16 protein-coding genes and 1 pseudogene are annotated in these 15,503 nt (G+C 51.1%); 5 read left to right on the top strand and 12 right to left on the bottom strand.

Annotated elements, in window-relative coordinates:
- Positions 1-12 precede the first annotated feature (12 nt).
- From arsH to PspS35_RS21235, 5 genes are read right to left on the bottom strand one after another with little or no spacing between them, the layout of a single operon-like run.
- Entirely contained in the window at positions 13-726 is a 714-nt protein-coding gene (arsH, locus tag PspS35_RS21255) for an arsenical resistance protein ArsH (protein ID WP_159936669.1), read from the bottom strand.
- Positions 727-773: 47 nt separating this feature from the next.
- Positions 774-1,244: an arsenate reductase ArsC gene (locus PspS35_RS21250; RefSeq protein ID WP_159936668.1), complete on the bottom strand. Its 471-nt coding sequence runs from the start codon at positions 1,242-1,244 to the stop codon at positions 774-776.
- Between the two features lie 16 nt (positions 1,245-1,260).
- A complete protein-coding gene (locus PspS35_RS21245) occupies positions 1,261-2,544 on the bottom strand; it encodes an arsenic transporter (RefSeq protein WP_159936667.1) in 1,284 nt (427 codons plus the stop codon).
- A 24-nt stretch (positions 2,545-2,568) separates the two neighbouring features.
- Entirely contained in the window at positions 2,569-2,913 is a 345-nt protein-coding gene (locus PspS35_RS21240; RefSeq protein WP_174244831.1) for a metalloregulator ArsR/SmtB family transcription factor, read from the bottom strand.
- Positions 2,914-2,921: 8 nt separating this feature from the next.
- A complete protein-coding gene (locus PspS35_RS21235; RefSeq protein ID WP_159936666.1) occupies positions 2,922-3,344 on the bottom strand; it encodes an arsenate reductase ArsC in 423 nt (140 codons plus the stop codon).
- Positions 3,345-3,472: 128 nt separating this feature from the next.
- Here PspS35_RS21235 and arsN2 point away from each other — a divergent pair, with 128 nt between their 5' ends.
- The 3 genes and pseudogenes from arsN2 to PspS35_RS21220 all read left to right on the top strand — a co-directional run bounded on the left by arsN2 (position 3,473) and on the right by PspS35_RS21220 (position 4,987).
- On the top strand, positions 3,473-3,937 hold the full coding sequence (arsN2, locus tag PspS35_RS21230) for an arsenic resistance N-acetyltransferase ArsN2 (RefSeq protein ID WP_159936665.1): 465 nt from the start codon (positions 3,473-3,475) through the stop codon (positions 3,935-3,937).
- 329 nt (positions 3,938-4,266) lie between these two features.
- Positions 4,267-4,782: a GIY-YIG nuclease family protein gene (locus PspS35_RS21225; protein WP_159936664.1), complete on the top strand. Its 516-nt coding sequence runs from the start codon at positions 4,267-4,269 to the stop codon at positions 4,780-4,782.
- Positions 4,779-4,987 (top strand): annotated as a pseudogene (locus PspS35_RS21220) (hypothetical protein). Before PspS35_RS21225 ends, PspS35_RS21220 begins: the two are co-directional and overlap by 4 nt.
- Positions 4,988-5,067: 80 nt before the next feature.
- Here the strand turns inward: PspS35_RS21220 and PspS35_RS21215 are convergent.
- The 3 genes from PspS35_RS21215 to PspS35_RS30115 all read right to left on the bottom strand — a co-directional run bounded on the left by PspS35_RS21215 (position 5,068) and on the right by PspS35_RS30115 (position 7,716).
- Positions 5,068-5,742, bottom strand: coding sequence for a hypothetical protein (locus PspS35_RS21215; protein ID WP_159936663.1), 675 nt, complete (start codon positions 5,740-5,742; stop codon positions 5,068-5,070).
- 677 nt (positions 5,743-6,419) lie between these two features.
- Positions 6,420-7,250: a hypothetical protein gene (locus PspS35_RS21205; protein ID WP_159936661.1), complete on the bottom strand. Its 831-nt coding sequence runs from the start codon at positions 7,248-7,250 to the stop codon at positions 6,420-6,422.
- Positions 7,251-7,566: 316 nt separating this feature from the next.
- On the bottom strand, positions 7,567-7,716 hold the full coding sequence (locus PspS35_RS30115) for a hypothetical protein (RefSeq protein ID WP_174244830.1): 150 nt from the start codon (positions 7,714-7,716) through the stop codon (positions 7,567-7,569).
- 226 nt (positions 7,717-7,942) lie between these two features.
- Here PspS35_RS30115 and PspS35_RS21200 point away from each other — a divergent pair, with 226 nt between their 5' ends.
- Positions 7,943-8,197, top strand: coding sequence for a hypothetical protein (locus PspS35_RS21200; RefSeq protein ID WP_159936660.1), 255 nt, complete (start codon positions 7,943-7,945; stop codon positions 8,195-8,197).
- A 72-nt stretch (positions 8,198-8,269) separates the two neighbouring features.
- Positions 8,270-9,388, top strand: coding sequence for a reverse transcriptase family protein (locus PspS35_RS21195; RefSeq protein WP_159936659.1), 1,119 nt, complete (start codon positions 8,270-8,272; stop codon positions 9,386-9,388).
- Positions 9,389-9,661: 273 nt separating this feature from the next.
- Here the strand turns inward: PspS35_RS21195 and PspS35_RS21190 are convergent, their stop codons facing one another.
- From PspS35_RS21190 to PspS35_RS21175, 4 genes are read right to left on the bottom strand one after another with little or no spacing between them, the layout of a single operon-like run.
- Positions 9,662-10,105, bottom strand: coding sequence for a hypothetical protein (locus PspS35_RS21190; protein WP_017337083.1), 444 nt, complete (start codon positions 10,103-10,105; stop codon positions 9,662-9,664).
- Positions 10,106-10,130: 25 nt separating this feature from the next.
- The gene (locus PspS35_RS21185) at positions 10,131-12,131 is read right to left on the bottom strand and encodes an integrase (RefSeq protein WP_159936658.1); all 2,001 of its coding nucleotides are present in this window, start codon (positions 12,129-12,131) and stop codon (positions 10,131-10,133) included.
- Complete coding sequence (locus tag PspS35_RS21180; protein ID WP_159936657.1) at positions 12,128-14,020, bottom strand: integrase; 1,893 nt, start codon at positions 14,018-14,020, stop codon at positions 12,128-12,130. The genes PspS35_RS21185 and PspS35_RS21180 overlap by 4 nt, the downstream gene beginning before the upstream one ends.
- Entirely contained in the window at positions 13,986-15,437 is a 1,452-nt protein-coding gene (locus PspS35_RS21175) for a site-specific integrase (RefSeq protein ID WP_159936656.1), read from the bottom strand. The genes PspS35_RS21180 and PspS35_RS21175 overlap by 35 nt, the downstream gene beginning before the upstream one ends.
- Positions 15,438-15,503: the final 66 nt, after the last annotated feature.

Genomic DNA, 15,503 nt, shown 5'->3' with positions numbered 1-15,503 from the left:
CTCGTGCTGACGTTAGATGGAGCGCTGGTTGACGCGCTTGGACAGCTCTTCAGCTGACTCTTTACGCTCGGAGTAGCGATCAACCAAGTAGTCCTGGCGACCCCGCAACAGCAGCGTGAACTTCATCAGCTCTTCCATCACGTCCACCAGTCGGTCGTAGTACGAGGAAGGCTTCATACGGCCTGCCTCGTCGAACTCGGTGAACGCCTTGGCCACCGAAGATTGATTTGGGATGGTGAACATGCGCATCCACCGCCCCAATACCCGTAGTTGGTTGACCACGTTGAAAGATTGCGAGCCGCCACAGACCTGCATTACTGCAAGGGTCTTTCCTTGCGTAGGTCGAACAGCACCAATCGCAAGCGGAACCCAGTCGATCTGGGCCTTGAATACTGCGCTCATGGAGCCGTGCCTTTCAGGCGAACACCACACCTGTCCTTCAGACCATTGCATGAGTTCGCGCAACTCCGCGACCTTAGGATGTGTATCCGGAGCATCGTCCGGCAGCGGCAAACCCGAGGGATCGAAGATTTTGGTATCGGCGCCAAACTCTTCCAACAAGCGTGCTGCTTCCTGAGTCACCAACCGGCTGAAAGAGCGCTCTCGCGTCGATCCATACAGAAGCAAGATTCTAGGCTTATGGAGTGACGGTGTACGCGGCTCCAGTTGTTCCAACGACGGAATATCGATCAGGTCGGCGTGTACGTTCGGCAATGTGTCTTGCATATAAACTCCTACGGCGGCGCCAGATTGGGCACCGCCTCGGTTGATCTTTAAAGCGAACCGATGCGATTCAGTTCAGCTCTCAACTGTTCAGCGCTGATGGTCTTCAGTGGCAGCGCAAGAAATGCGCTCACGCGCTCGTGAATTTTGGCCAGTGTGGTTTCAAACGCTGCGGTGATCTCGGCTTCCGACCCGCTAGCGTCAGACGGGTCGGCCAGACCCCAATGCGCCTTCAAAGCTGGCCCAAAGAAGATTGGGCATGCCTCACCCGCTGCCCGGTCACAGACAGTGATCACGATGTCTGGAGGCGAGCCTTCAAAAGCATCCGAAGCCTTGCTGCTCAAGCCCGCAGTGGAGATACCCGCCGCCTCCAGCGTTTGCAATGCCCGTTGATTCACCCGGCCACTGGGAAAGCTTCCTGAGCTGACCGCTTCTACACCCTCGGGCGCCAAGTGGTTGAAAAGCGCCTCGGACAGAATGCTGCGGCAGCTGTTGTGGGTGCACATGAACAAGACTTTCATCAGGCGATTCCTTGATTCAGAAACTGAGGCGCAGTGCCAGGGCGGACAATGTGGCGACGAGGATGGGCACGGTCAGCACGATCCCGGTCTTGAAGTAATAACCCCAACTGATCGTTATGTTTTTCCGTGCGAGCACGTGCAGCCACAACAGAGTTGCCAAGCTCCCAATTGGGGTGATCTTCGGGCCCAAGTCGCAGCCGATGATGTTGGCGTAAATCATCGCTTGCTGGACTACACCATCGACTTCAGCGGCATGAATGGATAAGGCGCCTACCAGAACGGTGGGCATGTTGTTCATGATCGAAGACAGCAACGCTGTTAGCAGCCCTGTACCAAGGGACGCGCCCCAAACGCCATAACCGGCGAACACGTTCAGGATCTGTGCAATGTGGTCGGTCAGGCCGGCGTTCTTCAGACCATAAACAACCAGGTACATACCCAAAGAAAAGATCACTATCTGCCATGGCGCCTCTTTGAGTACCTTGCTTGTATTGATGGCGTGACCACGAGCCGCGATGACGTAAAGAATGAATGCACAGACTGCTGCAATGGCGCTGATTGGCACCCCCAGTGGCTCAATGACAAAGAAGCCGATCAGGAGTAGTGCCAACACCCACCAGCCAGCTACGAAAGTGGCCCGGTCGTGGATTGCCTCGTCCGGATTGTCCAGTTGGTTGAGGTCATACGTCTTTGGTAAATCCTTGCGGAAAAACCACAACAGCATGGCTAATGTCGCTGCCACGCTGACGATGTTTACCGGCACCATGATCGAAGCATATTCGTTGAAGCCGATATCGAAGTAGTCGGCAGAGACGATGTTGACCAGGTTGGAAACCACCAGCGGTAAGCTCGCCGTATCGGCGATAAAACCAGCTGCCATGACGAATGCCAAAGTGGCCGCAGGAGAAAAACGCAACGCCAGCAACATCGCGATCACAATGGGTGTGAGGATCAATGCTGCTCCGTCATTGGCGAACAGGGCCGACACCGCTGCGCCCAGCAGGACGATAAATGCGAACAGCTTGCGGGTGCTCCCGCCTCCCCATCGGGCCACATGCAGCGCAGCCCACTTGAAAAAACCTGCCTCATCAAGCAGCAGACTAATGATGATGACCGCGATGAAAGCCCCAGTGGCATTCCAGACAATGCGCCAAACCTCTGGTATGTCGGCAAGGGTAACGACACCTGCCAGCAACGCCACGATGGCACCGAACATCGCACTCCAGCCAACCCCAAGCCCCTTGGGCTGCCAGATGACAAGGACGATGGTGGCGATAAAGATCAATACGGCAATCAGCATTTCATTAATCCGGTTGGGCGTGAATCAGCTACACACGGCTTGGTTGATCGGACGGTCGTTCATGCTGCAGAGGCGCTTAGCCTCGGTTTCCAGCCATTGCTGATTGGCGTCTACCACTTCCTTCAAAACTGCAGTCACCCACGCGGGCAAATCGGGATTCAGTCGGTAGTACACCCATTGGCCTTGGCGACGATCCAACAACAAACCGGCAGAGCGCAGCAGCGCCAAATGACGAGAAATCTTCGGCTGACTTAGGTCGAGTGCTGCCGTTAGCTCGCAAACACACAGCTCACCTTCACTCACGACAAGCAGCGAAATTTTTGCTCGGGTGTCATCCGCCAGGCACTTGAATAAGGTGGTGGGGTTCATGGGTTCTGTCACAGATCCTCCAGGTGTTTGGTCTTGACCAAAACGAAGAGCTTGATGCGCTCGTGGATGTCGTGGAGCGTGTGGCGAAATACGCCAGGATCATCGCTGGTTACTGGGTCAGGAAAATCCCAGGCAATGACTTCACCTGCATTGGGCATTGGTAGGCACTCGCTTGCGGATTTATCACAAAGAGTGATTACGTAATCGAATCGATCAGCTTGAAACTCGCTGAGGGACTTGCTGCGCAGGCCCGTTGCATCGACTCCAACTGCCTCCAATGCCTGAGTCGTGCGCGGATCAACCTCAGACGGTTCAGATCCTGCGCTGAAGGCCTCGAAGCGCGGGTCGGTGTGCCGCAGCAAAGCCTCTGCAAGCAGGGAGCGGGCTGAGTTGGCAACGCACACGAAAAGCACTTTGATAGCAGGGCTCATGGTGGAACTCGATGCATATGGAAAATCGAATATACGCTTTAGCGAATATTCGGTAAAGCGAATATGATGTCTGCTGTTTGGCATGTGCCCTAACGTTCCATGCGTGTCGGCATAACGGAGATGAGAGGATGGAGGGGAAGATGATGATCCAGGCAAAGGAAATAGCCGGAGGACAGTGGCAGCGCTTTCGCGATGCGCTGAAATCTGCTGACCTTCCAGCAGACGATATTGATCTTCCAGGCCGAACCTTTTTTGAGTTCACACTGGACAGTGAGACGGTCGCATGGGGAGGATTCGAAACGCATGGTACGGACGGGTTGTTGCGTTCTCTGGTCGTAGTGTCGACATTCAGATCGAAGGGGGTCGGTGTCGCGGTGCTTCGGGTCATTGAAGCGAAAGCCGCCGAGAAGGGAATCGCTCGATTTCATTTGCTGACAACAACTGCGTCAGGCTTTTTTAAGCAGCAGGGCTATGCAGTAAATCAACGAGGCTCTGCGCCACCTCTTATTTCTCAGACGGAGCAGTTCAGGGGGCTTTGCCCTGGCTCGGCTTGCTACATGTGCAAGGCCTTATCTGCGAATGCACGAAAGTAGCTGATCACCTGGGTGATGGCCTTTGCCGCGATGCTAGTTAGATTTGCGCTGGGCGCGCCATGAGCCCTGCGAATCAGAGAATCAACTGCCGTCCTAGGGGCGACCGCTAGTGGTACGTTGCTCTGAGATACGATTTTAATGTGCCCGATTCGGCACATTAACCATCATTTCTAGGCTTAATGACCCAATTTGGGCACATTAAGCTGAGCGACGCAAAGTAACCCATAATGACGACGGCCCCTGCTGCATGCACAAATGCATCACCAGGGCTGACGACCGTTTGGCGATACTGAAAGACAGGGAATCGCAGGCATAAGAAAGGAGCGGAAATGATCTATTTTTTCATTGAAGACAGTAATGAGAAGGTGAAGATAGGTCGGGCCAAGGACATCGAGCGCCGCAGAAAAGGGCTTCAAACCGGGAATCCGAGGAAGCTCTTACTTCTGGGGTGGATTCGTACAGATGATGACGTACGGTTGGAAAAAGAGATTCATCAGCAATTCTCGCACCTACGTAGCACTGGTGAATGGTTCAGCCTGGATCCTGCGGACATTTTACCCATCCTTGAGCACTTTGGCATCGATGGGTTTGTCGGTAAGACTGAGGATTCCTTTGAGGTAACCAGCCATGATCGGGATGGTGTCCCCGAGTACCTCGGCGTATGGAACTGGGGCAACCTGGAATGGCACGAGTGCTGCCCTTTTTGCGGAAGCTTTTGCGGTATGCACTTTCAAGACGCGTCGAGTATGTATCTGCGCGATTTCGAGAAGTTCGTGGTGGTCTGGCACCAAGAGCTTGAGCACCTAAAGGCCCATCGGGCAAACCGATCCGGAAGATCGCGATGAAGAGAACGCTTCTGGGCATGGCCGAGGCCGGCGAGCCGCTCTTGCAGCAGGCCCTCCAGGCCATCCGAGCTCATCAGAAGGCGGTAGATGAAGGGCGAGCAGCCGAAGAGATCGAACGACTCCGTCTCGAAGCGGATCACCTGTATCAAACCGTCATCACTACCAGTTGCACGCACTGGGTAGGCTGGGTCAAACCCAGCATTGATAGTCCGCCTGAGTGGTTGGGCCTTGCCGAGCGATGAGACCGTATTGCCACCAAGTCCTGACTGCCCGGGGAAAGGGGGATCAGGTAGCAAACAAAGTCTTAACTCCATCCTTCAAGAATGACCAGTTGCTGATAACCAGCGAGATAGCTGTGGAAATCAGGATGCTGAGGATGGCCCACTTCACCGTAGCCTTAACCCCTGACTTGCCCTCCTCTTGGACAGGTCGAATGATATTTTTATAGATGTGCTCATAACCCTCTGACACCACGCGGATGCTATCGAAATGGCTCTGAATCTCGCGCAGTGGGCCGGATAACGGCTTAAGGAGTTCGTTTGATGCTACGTGTTTGTTGACCTCATCGATCTGACGCTTCGTGTCGCTGATTCGATTGGTCAGGGCGCTAGGATTGAAGGTCAGAATGTCGGTGATGCGCTGATCCAGGGCGACGTATTCCGTTTCAATCTTCTCAGCCAATGCTGCGACGTAGTGATGAGTACCGTCGTCGACGACGCATATGATGATTGGCTTGAAGCCATCCTCACCAATATCCGAGTAGTCGACCACACCAGCCTGATCGAGCTTGTAAAGCAGATACTCCAGAGCATTCCAGTTACCTACAAGGCTACCCAGAGCAGCCGTGACGTCGGGATTGTCGAAGTCAACGCCCCCTTTTTCGTCCGCATGGCGGATAAGACAGAGCAGAATTCTGAGCTCTTGCAACGGTGTGATTTGGTCATCAATTGTTGTTGTCATGTAAACCGGTGTACTCAGCTTGCAGAGATGATGGCCTGAACCTCTTAGGGCTTTCTCTGATCAATGTGAACACAGCGAACAGAAAGCGCTCAGGCGCCAGGCCGGGTTTATCGCACACCCCGGGTAAAACGCCTAGATGGCTTGGCCTCATCCAACGGGCAGAACCGATATATTCAGAACGGAACCGCCTAAACAAAGGTCACCATCCTTTTTTGGTCACAAGCGCAAGCGGAGCGCGCCGGCCCATGATGGGCCAAAGGCGAGAGGATGGAAGCCCGATCGGGTCGTAACCTGGCGAAGCCAGGGTGCGGTTCACGACAGCCGTCCTCGTAGGGGCGAGCCACCAAGTTTGCGGGTTCAAGAATTCCCTGAAAGCTCCGCCACGCTTGGCTTACAGCGTGAAAGTCTCGAAGGTTTTGCGGATTTCTTTGTGGATTTTACTTAAGCTACTCACCGTGTGCATGTCGTGGGACTTCAGCCGGCACTAGCTTGCAGGCCGGTTTGCCGTTCTTGGTGATCACGAGCGAGTGCCCCTCCTGCAGAAGCTTCATGATCCTCCGGAAACGCAGCCTTGCCTGCGTTGCGCTGATGACTTGCATGCTGAAGTCTCCCATGGCGAAGAAGGTATGGACGGAGTTGAAAGCGGCCAGCATCCGCAGCCAGCCATCCCAGTTCACTCACATTTCAGGATGGAAGTCGTCGAAGGAATTGACGTCCACCTCGAACTCCAAGGTGCCGAACCGGGCCAACAGATCTGCTCGCAGAGCTCCCTCGGCATACGGCTCAACGTCCACCCAATAGTTGTGGATCATCCCGTCATCCGAGGTGTGCCCCCTAACTTCCGCGTCTGCCAGAAGCTCCGCATCCTCTAGGGATATCTCAAGGCCACTGGCCAGCGCTTGCGCCATGCTAATGCTGGGACGGTGCTCCCCGCTTTCAGCGGCCTGTTGGTGCGCCCTGTCCTCCCATTCAGTCCTGCGATCACGGTCTGCATCCGTTTCGCTAGTGATGATGCAAACACCGTCCTCACCGAGCGACCACCTGCCATTCCGCCGAATCAGATTAACATCCGCCTTAAGGAAAAAAACCCTACCGTAGTAGACACGGCCAGGATCCTGCTGCCCTTCCCAGTCGATGGACATGCCCAACCTGAGTGCGCCAGTCGCATCGTCATAGGCGACTGAGTCCACCTCGCTATCACCGATGGCGAACTCACTGGCGTTGGTCTCGTCCATGGCGCTGGAAAGCAGGTGCTCAAGCTCTTGATCCAGCTCGGAGAACACATCGTCCTCGTGGATCGCGTCCTTGAAGTCACGCACGCCAAAGGCGGCGAGCATCAAACGAGCATCCGCAGGGGTTCGCTGGGCCACAACGACGAGCTCGTGGTACTCCTCGAACCCTGCCTGGCGCGCAAGCGCTTCTTGGGCAGCAGAAAGCTTCATGTCGTGAAGGCGACCATGCTGCTTGGCTTGCGATTTGAAAATGCTGAGAGGGGAAAAATCAGACAAAGCAATGTCTCCAAAACCATCAACGCTTTGGTTACCGATTGCCTGTTCACCGGGCAGCGTCTGGGTAGGGACATACCGAGGTAAAACGTGGGGTGCATCTACGATGGGCTATTGCTTCGCGAAACAGGCGCCAGGCGACCATCACCGCCTAGTGAGATCATAGGTCAACGAGCCCAACTCGACAACTCGATAGATGCTCAATTTCCTAAGTGGCATTAATACGAGCGACACTTAAATTTTGACGCTTTATATAGTCAAAAATACGACTTAGACGAAAAACAACTCTTGCAACAAATAACAGTTGTCGCCGGTTTGTTTATTCTGATAAATACTGAATCTGTTGGGTGCTACCACCCAAGTGCTCTTTAAATATGACTGAAATTTGGGCTTGCGGTTTTTGACCGGGAAACTGGTCGCCTTGGTGTTCGCCTTGGCTTTCTTCGCCGCACAGGTTGATGCTGCCCATCGCTCCTCAGTGCTTAGCGCCTAGGGCAATCCCAAAGGTGATCCAAGGGTTTGTCTCTGATCGTTTGATGCGTTGAGGCGAAATGTGATGCGGCGGTAATGCGGCGGACGGCTTATCAAGGGACTTGATAAGCAGAACTGTGGTTTGTAGTGGCATCTTCAGCGTTCCTTTCGGCCCGGAATGCTTGGCGGCGGGGCAATTTCGCCTGTCGTTGGGAACATCAGTCATGGTTAATTTAAAGAACCTAGCGCGCCGCAAGGCGCGTCAGTCTATGCACAACAATGAAGATGCTCGTGTCATCGAGATAGCTCCATCTCAAGAACCTAAAGCGGGTCGGATTGCGTGGGTAAAGGCGAAGGCAGTAACCCTGCTCAAGTGGATCGCACGTATTCGTCTATGCATCTGGTTATGGGAAAAGGCTGTTGAGGGCTGGGATTTTGTCGAGACAGTGGTGATTCCATTTATTGAGAATCTCCCATGACACAACAAACCACATCATTCGAATTCAGAGGGGCCGGTTCTTCGGGGCCGGCCCATCAACGGAAGCTTGGACATGGATGCTCCGTTCTATCCTCATAGCCCTATCCACAGCATCAGCGCCTTAGCACGTGCTCTCGGAGAGCCTGTCGAGAGGCTAATCGCACTTGCTCATCGTAGCTCTCGCCTTTATCGATATGTCCCGCAAACAAAAAAAGACGGCATAACACCCAGACATACCTATGACGCTCATGAGCCTCTGAAGACGATCCAGCGCAAGATCGTGGATCGGATCCTCAGCAAGGTTTCGTTCCCTGGATACCTGCACGGCGGTATCAGAGATCCCAAGCTACCCCGCAGCATTTACTCGAACGCTCGGGTTCATACCGGCGCCAAGACAGTCATCCTTCAGGACATCGCTGATTTCTTCCCGTCAATTACAAACGAGCACATTCATCGCTTGTTCGTGGGTCTCTTCCGTTTCTCCGCAGATGTAGCCACTCTGCTTGCGGATCTAGTTACTCGTGAGGGCCAGGTTCCACAAGGGGCGAGTACAAGTAGCTACTTGGCCAACCTAGTGTTTTGGGATATCGAGCCGGCGCTCGTCACTCGCTTTAAAGCTCAGGGACTGGCGTATTCGCGCTTCGCAGATGACATCACTGTTTCTTGCAAAACTCGTATTGATCAAGCTACTACCACCCAAGTTGTTGCCTCTGTCACATGGATGCTCGGTCAGAAAGGCTGCCTGCAGAAGCGAAGCAAGCTGCATGTTCGTAAGCGCGGGCAAGCACTGATTACTGGCGATAAAGCTGACGCCGTCACCGTGACCGGATTAGTGGTGAGCGGGCCAATAACAGGGCTTCCCAAAAAACACCGATTGGCTATCCGCGCCGCCGTGAAACAGCTGGAGGATCGCGTCGAGGGTAATTCAGGTCATCTGTCCGCTGATGATGAAAAGGAGATGCGTCGAGTAATGGGACGCATAGGCAGGTTGATCGCTTGTGGGCATCCAGAGGGGCAGCGCTTGAAGGCTCGCGTTCGAGTATTACTGACGCGTGCGCCACTTTTGGAGCGATATGCAGGTGCCGAGTTTCAGCGACAGATGGTTAGGGAAGTCTCCGCAGATCTGAGCTTAATTCCGGCCAGCAAATTGCAAATTGAGCTGCCGGTGGATCTGCCGTGGGAAGCGGGCTAGCAAAAGCCGCGCAGCCAGGATGAGAGTGAAGGATTGGAAGTGGCTGCTGTACGCCTAGTCACTGGTCTGCTGCCGCCTGCTGCACACTATCTCTGAGTCCTCAAGCGCTTGAAGGGCAGGCATCTTCCAACAATTGCAAGGATAGCGCTGTGGCGGCTCGATTCGATTTCCCAAGGTAGCGCTTGAGGGCTTGCTTGATTTTGACGGTGGTAAAGCCGGGACGGATCTTGGCTTTGAGTGCTCCGGGGGAGTAACTTCAAGTACCTTGCCCCATTATTCTTTCTCTTTAGAATCAGTCAGAGGCCTAACATGGGGCCTTATCGGTACGACTTTGCCTTTTCGTAGTTCTTGGTTGGCGTCATCCCAAGCAATTATTAACATGAGTTCCCGTGCTAACGCTGCCTCATATTTAGATTTGTAATCATCAGCAACTGCTTTTGCCTTGCTGGCTTTGATTTTGGCATGCTGAACTTGTGAGGCGCCCGGTTTTACCAGCTTTTTTTGTTGCTCGGCTCGGGTTAAAATCTCTTCGATCAGTGGCTTATATACGTCTCGGCTCTTCTTAATGCTTCCTGGGCTTTTGCCAGCCTCAATAGCTACAGCGTTCAAGGTGATTTTAGTATCCTTGTCTACAATGTCGGGTGAGCCGTCGATAATGCGATTGAGGGCGTCATAATAAGGCTTAAGGGTGGTCGTAAAGTTTTCAGTAGTAGACATGCTCGCTCCATACTTAACAAAAAAATTATTTTGATTTGGCTATAAGCCTGTCACGAAGCTCAGTAAAATCTTTAAGATTTTGCATTTCAGCTTTGTACTCCATGCTGTCGGAGTCAAGCTCTGAAATATCAAACTTCATGATTTCTAATGTGGCATCTAGGACAGATTGTTTCCCGATTAGGTGGCGGCATCCAGGGCACGTGAAAAAATTACCATGAGCACGCTTATCACAGGGCACGGGCGAGGCGCAACCACCTAGTGGGATCTCGGTGTAGGCCGCTAGGCCTTTAGCTGCTAGTTGCACCGTCTCAGCTACGGCGCGATCTACCCAAACGGAACTTGAGCGCTGGCCTGAGATATCCATACCTTTGAGGCCTAGCAGTTTTTCTGAGGTTCTTAGTGCTTCACGAATATACATGGCACCGTCAGCTTCGGATTTTGCCCTCCTGAGCTCGGCTGCGAGCTCAGGATTGATAAGGTTGAAGTGGTAATTCTGAGCGGAGCATCCCCTAGTATAGTAGAGGCTCATCACCTTGGTCAGATGTCCCAATAACCTCTTTAACGAAGGTAAAGTGATGAGTCCTGTTTGCGCGCAAAATACTGCCATGGTGCGACGAAATTGATGAGAAGATATTATCCAAGGAGCTCCTATCTTGTATTTCGGATCGCTACGCCAGTTTCTCAGGGGGTCGACTGCTTCAAGTTCTTGAATGTCAGCCTCTGTAATGAGTATAGGGTCTAACCCAGCCTCCACTCCCATTCTTTTTACCAAGTAGTCCTTCGACGGTTTGGCATTTGCAACAGGGTGTACTGCTGCCGAAATTAAAAGGTGGTTATTGGGGGTTTTGAAATGCGGTGAGAGAAATCGGTTGATTTTGGTAAGAGTGTCGACCGGTTTTAGGATTGCATCTGTGGTAATCCATTTTGTCGGCTTCGATGTGCTATAGAGTTTTGTCGTGATGCCGGCGACGTAGAGTGCATCATTATTCCATCCCTTAACGCGTTCTAAGCAATCGGTGGTTAATCCTTTAACTTCGTGGTCGCGCATCAAGGTGTATAGGTGGATCAGGCTCTTGGCGCAGTGCGATACTTTAGTAATAAAGCCAAGAACATTAATGATCGCCTTCCATTGATATTTTTCGCACAAGGTATCAAGATTGTATTCTTGAACAGCTTTCTTGAAATTGGTTGGATTATCTATATGCAGCGCTAAGTGTTCCGCCGTCGCTAGTTTTGAGGCTCTCGTATTTGGATTGGTGTGGATTTTATTGGATTTCCCATAGTACGGGTTTTCCGCTGCGCGATCTAACAAGGCGAATAAATTTTGGTGATGTTCTAAGAAGTCATCTATGTGAGCGTGATATTGGCGATATTTGAATAGAAGTATCCTGCTGGGGATGATAGGGAATTGTTTGCCCTCAGTTCTAATGGCTTTTGCTGCTTTTTGCATGTATGGAAATATTGTTCCATTCAATGGGAATCCGCGTTCAAGGCTGTCAATGCTGTTCAAAGTTCGGACAAGCGCAACCAGCGCTTTATTCATGCTAGGAGTCAGTTCCTCTTGAAAATTTTTGAAAAGGTCAAACTCTTCGAAAATGCTTTCCAGCTTAAGATTGTGTAATACGCAATGGTCATTGATTTTAGCGAGCAGTTGATGCGTTGAGTGCATGGTGCTCAATCGTAGTGGTCGACCACTTTTCAGATTTTTTGAAAACATCTTGATAATGAAAAGCTTTTTGCAAGTCTCAACGTTATGGTTTTTGTGATCGCAAACGTTGTAGAATGGCAGGAAATTAAAATAGATATTGTCGCCCACATGGAAAGCAAAGGCGGGAAGAATCCACTCGTCGGATGATAGTCGTGACAGGATTTCACCGTTTTGCGTGCGGGAAACCACCGTGTTCGAATCGAGTCTAGCAAAGGACATTCCATAGAATACATCTGTGCCCAGAAAGCTGAGATCGGTGGGAAAAACAGAAAAACTATTAGAGTGGGCTCGACCCGAATTTTGAGTGTTGTCTGTCATTTGATCACCTTGAGTCGAAGTAAACGCCCGTAGAGGGACTCCCAGTAGGGAGACAGTTTGTATTCTAGCTCAACTTCATCCTGCACGCGTTCTATCAAAGGCTTCATGTCTGGCCTTAATTCTAAGAGCTCTGCCAGGATAGAGTCGATTTTTTCAATGGCTTTGCCATGTACCGCATTAAATTGCTTTATGTCCTCGCATGAAGACAATCTTTCTCTGGTTACGTATCGCATGCTGAGCAATTTGCGTACTGAGTCTTCATCAGCGTGCAATCGAAACTCATCGCAGAAAACACACCCAACAAAGTTTCGACAATCAGGCTGATAGTTCTCCGGCGTTTCCTCTACCTCAGAAGGAGGCTCCCCGGAACATCCTCCCCCTGGGGTAGGGAGTTTAAGTTCGCGCTCCAGAATGGTGATGACATAGCTTAATGTGGTGGATATCTCGTCTATTGCTTGCTTCTCTTCCGCTTGTGCATAATGTTTCAAAATGGTGTCACTGCTGTTCTGCATTACTGCAGAAACGGTGCTGATAGTATAGTTTTGGGATAGCAGGTAGACGGACTTGTACTTTCTCAAGCCTTGGAAGTTTAGCCCCTGATGTAAAGGGTCAAGGAAGCTGCGTACCTGAGAGTTAAAGCTGTGAATGGTGTTAGCTTTGATAGGGCGATTCGCCGTGTTGTTTTTCTTGTAATTTATAAATAAGTAGGTGGAAGTCTTCTTGCGACATAGAAAACCACGTAGCTTAAGAAATTTGGTAAATTGCTTATGAAATGTCTTTTTGATCTCAAACTGCTGCTCCATGTCGCCAGCCCGGTATTTTATGACGACGAAGCCTGCATGGTCGCTCGTGGACGTCTCATAAGTTTCAGACCAAAGAAGCCTTCTTAGCTGCGATTCGTTTATACCTGCGTTTGCAACAAACATGGAGATAAACGCATCTTGGGCCAACCCTGCGAGCCACATACGCTTCTGGTGATAAATGTCAGCATTTGCGTTTCGAAGAAGCTCAAGCGCTTGCTCTCGTTGGGGTATTAGTTGATGACGGGACTGGTTTGCTTTCACCATGCACTGTTCGAGAGAGTTCACTTCGCCCAACCGATAATCCCAAATGACGCTATGGCCAACCTTCCAGGTAGAGTCAATAATCGCCGGCGTTGTGATTGCATATTCAGCAGGTAACAAAAGTGCTTCAGTTTCCATGTACGGAATTCGATGGGGAAAAGACTTTTTCTGAAGAACGAAGTCGGCGAGGCCGTCAAACAAGTATTGGCAGACCACTAAATGCTCGGCCATGGCTTGCTCTGATGGTGTCTTCGTAGGATTTGAAGAGGAACTATTAGCAGAGATGATGGGTAAGTCGTTTCGAAAATTGATAGCGGCTACTGGGTAAAAAAGCGAAGCGGTTCTCAATACTTGAGATTGGAGTCGGCTGGCCGTGTATTCAGAAATTCCGTCTTCACGGTTCATTTCAGTGATCAAATGATGAGTGTATCCATCAAGAGCCCGCTTGTAAGAATTCGCACACTCGAGAAAATCATTGTGTCCATTGTCATCAGACCAGTCACCAAACGCCACCAGCTCCACCGCATTTGTATATAGGGTATATGGACTACCACCCAGATGGTACGCTGCGGCGTACTCGAGACACCAATGTTGAATGTAAGGTGTGCGATGAGCGGCGAAAGAGTCAGCCTGGACTGGCTTAGGCATTTTTCGGCTATCAAAATTGCGTTCGGTGTAACAGAGTGCGCCGAGGTCGATTCTACGGTCATCGGTGCATTGCAGTACGAGACCTTCTATAGGTCTGGCCGTAATTACAGCGCGGAATTGGTCAAGTGTGTATTCTTGAAGATTAATTTCGTAGGGGTGCCGCTCTTGATTTATCATGCTTGGAGATCTCCCTTAGGACGATGGCTTCCAGGTGTGCCTCAACCTCGGTTTGAGCTTGGGCAAGGATCGGATGATCCTTTCTATACTTGAGGTATCCTAAGGTTACGTTCACATCTTCGTGATTCAGCCTGTTTCTGAGTTTGTCTAACAGTTCCAGTTGATTCATTTCGCCCTTGTTCAATCTTTGCATATAGTCCTCGAGTAAGTTCATTCCGAACGTGGCTCGTAGATCGTGAAACTGGTAGTTGAATGATGTATTGTTTTTCATAAGTTGTTCCTGAATAACCTTCGCGAATTGACGAATTGCAGATCCCTTTTCAGCGCTGAAGCCAAACAACGATTGGTCGATTTCTGCAACGTAGTATGGTTTTCCCGTTCGTGTGAGGAATACGTATTGGTTAGCGTTGTCCGTTATTGGTGATTTTTCGGCGCGCTCTGTATGGCGTTGAGAATGTATGTAGATATTTAGCATGTGGTGAACCCATGCGGGCATTTCGACAGCCTGATTTTTGCCGCCTTTAGCTTCGGTCATTTCTCCATCTCCTATAGTTACAGGATGGAGTGAATATTTGAAGGGGTCGTTGTCCGCGCCTATGCCACTAATTACGCAACTGTGCCGAAGCGTTAGGATTGACTGAATTCTCATTCCTGTTGTAAGCGCTACTACATGGGTGAGTAGCATTTCGGTATTCCCCAGTTGGATTAGGGCATCGAGAAGTGACTGTTGATCTTCGCGATTAATTGGGAAGAGCTTGCCCCCATCACGGATGAAGCGGCCAGTCGATATGGATCCTTTGTCTTTGAAGGGCAAATCAGTCGCCATCACTTCCTTCACTTGGACGACTCCATGCGCGTCTGTATAACGACGGCGCTTAACTGTCGATATCCACATTTCAGCTTCGGGCTTAAAGTTCCGGCACATTACTTTCCATGTGTAGAAACCAATCATGTTCCCGATTTTGCGATTCGCTGTTTTCCGCTTAATTTGGCCCCGAGCAATCTCAAGTTTCAACTCGGATTTGTAGTAATACGTTGGCCGTTCTGACTGTGGGCCCCGAAAGATGTCATAAGTTCTTTCACCGTCTGTCAGTTTGTTCATCATGTCTGAGAGGTCGCCTGCGGCATTCGAAGCGGTGGAATCTTTGATTCCCTTTACAGACCAGCACCAGAATAAGTAGAGGCAGCCTTCAAGCCAAAGACCCCCATCTGGTTGGACAATTACGTAGAGTCGTGGAGCGGACTGCGGCTGGAGGTGCATGGGCCTAATGGAATAACCCTTGCGGTCGCCTGTGTTGTTATCTGGAAGCGCAAGCCATTCAGTCGAATCCTGGTCATTACAAGGCTCCCAAAGACGGACATCCTTGAGGATGACCTTGTGATAGTTGCCTTGGGAAGCTCCGGCTAATTCAGGCATGGACAATACTCTAAGAGAATGTCCGTCCATTTAAGGTCAGCTCACGGGATCCGTCAAATCGCAGGA

Source organism: Pseudomonas sp. S35 (assembly GCF_009866765.1).
Classification (GTDB): domain Bacteria; phylum Pseudomonadota; class Gammaproteobacteria; order Pseudomonadales; family Pseudomonadaceae; genus Aquipseudomonas.
Note: the sequence above shows the minus strand (reverse complement) of the source record. Positions and strands in the feature narration are given on the sequence as shown.

Excerpts from the sequence above, each read along its gene's own strand:
- PspS35_RS21200 (WP_159936660.1), top strand. The coding sequence starts at position 7,943 with ATGGTTAATTTAAAGAACCTAGCGCGCCGCAAGGCGCGTCAGTCTATG.
- PspS35_RS30115 (WP_174244830.1), bottom strand. The coding sequence starts at position 7,716 with ATGGGCAGCATCAACCTGTGCGGCGAAGAAAGCCAAGGCGAACACCAA.
- arsN2 (WP_159936665.1), top strand. The coding sequence starts at position 3,473 with ATGGAGGGGAAGATGATGATCCAGGCAAAGGAAATAGCCGGAGGACAG.
- PspS35_RS21225 (WP_159936664.1), top strand. The coding sequence starts at position 4,267 with ATGATCTATTTTTTCATTGAAGACAGTAATGAGAAGGTGAAGATAGGT.
- PspS35_RS21245 (WP_159936667.1), bottom strand. The coding sequence starts at position 2,544 with ATGCTGATTGCCGTATTGATCTTTATCGCCACCATCGTCCTTGTCATC.
- PspS35_RS21175 (WP_159936656.1), bottom strand. The coding sequence starts at position 15,437 with ATGCCTGAATTAGCCGGAGCTTCCCAAGGCAACTATCACAAGGTCATC.
- PspS35_RS21190 (WP_017337083.1), bottom strand. The coding sequence starts at position 10,105 with ATGTCTACTACTGAAAACTTTACGACCACCCTTAAGCCTTATTATGAC.
- PspS35_RS21250 (WP_159936668.1), bottom strand. The coding sequence starts at position 1,244 with ATGAAAGTCTTGTTCATGTGCACCCACAACAGCTGCCGCAGCATTCTG.
- PspS35_RS21240 (WP_174244831.1), bottom strand. The coding sequence starts at position 2,913 with ATGAACCCCACCACCTTATTCAAGTGCCTGGCGGATGACACCCGAGCA.
- PspS35_RS21185 (WP_159936658.1), bottom strand. The coding sequence starts at position 12,131 with ATGACAGACAACACTCAAAATTCGGGTCGAGCCCACTCTAATAGTTTT.
- PspS35_RS21215 (WP_159936663.1), bottom strand. The coding sequence starts at position 5,742 with ATGACAACAACAATTGATGACCAAATCACACCGTTGCAAGAGCTCAGA.
- arsH (WP_159936669.1), bottom strand. The coding sequence starts at position 726 with ATGCAAGACACATTGCCGAACGTACACGCCGACCTGATCGATATTCCG.
- PspS35_RS21195 (WP_159936659.1), top strand. The coding sequence starts at position 8,270 with ATGGATGCTCCGTTCTATCCTCATAGCCCTATCCACAGCATCAGCGCC.
- PspS35_RS21235 (WP_159936666.1), bottom strand. The coding sequence starts at position 3,344 with ATGAGCCCTGCTATCAAAGTGCTTTTCGTGTGCGTTGCCAACTCAGCC.
- PspS35_RS21180 (WP_159936657.1), bottom strand. The coding sequence starts at position 14,020 with ATGATAAATCAAGAGCGGCACCCCTACGAAATTAATCTTCAAGAATAC.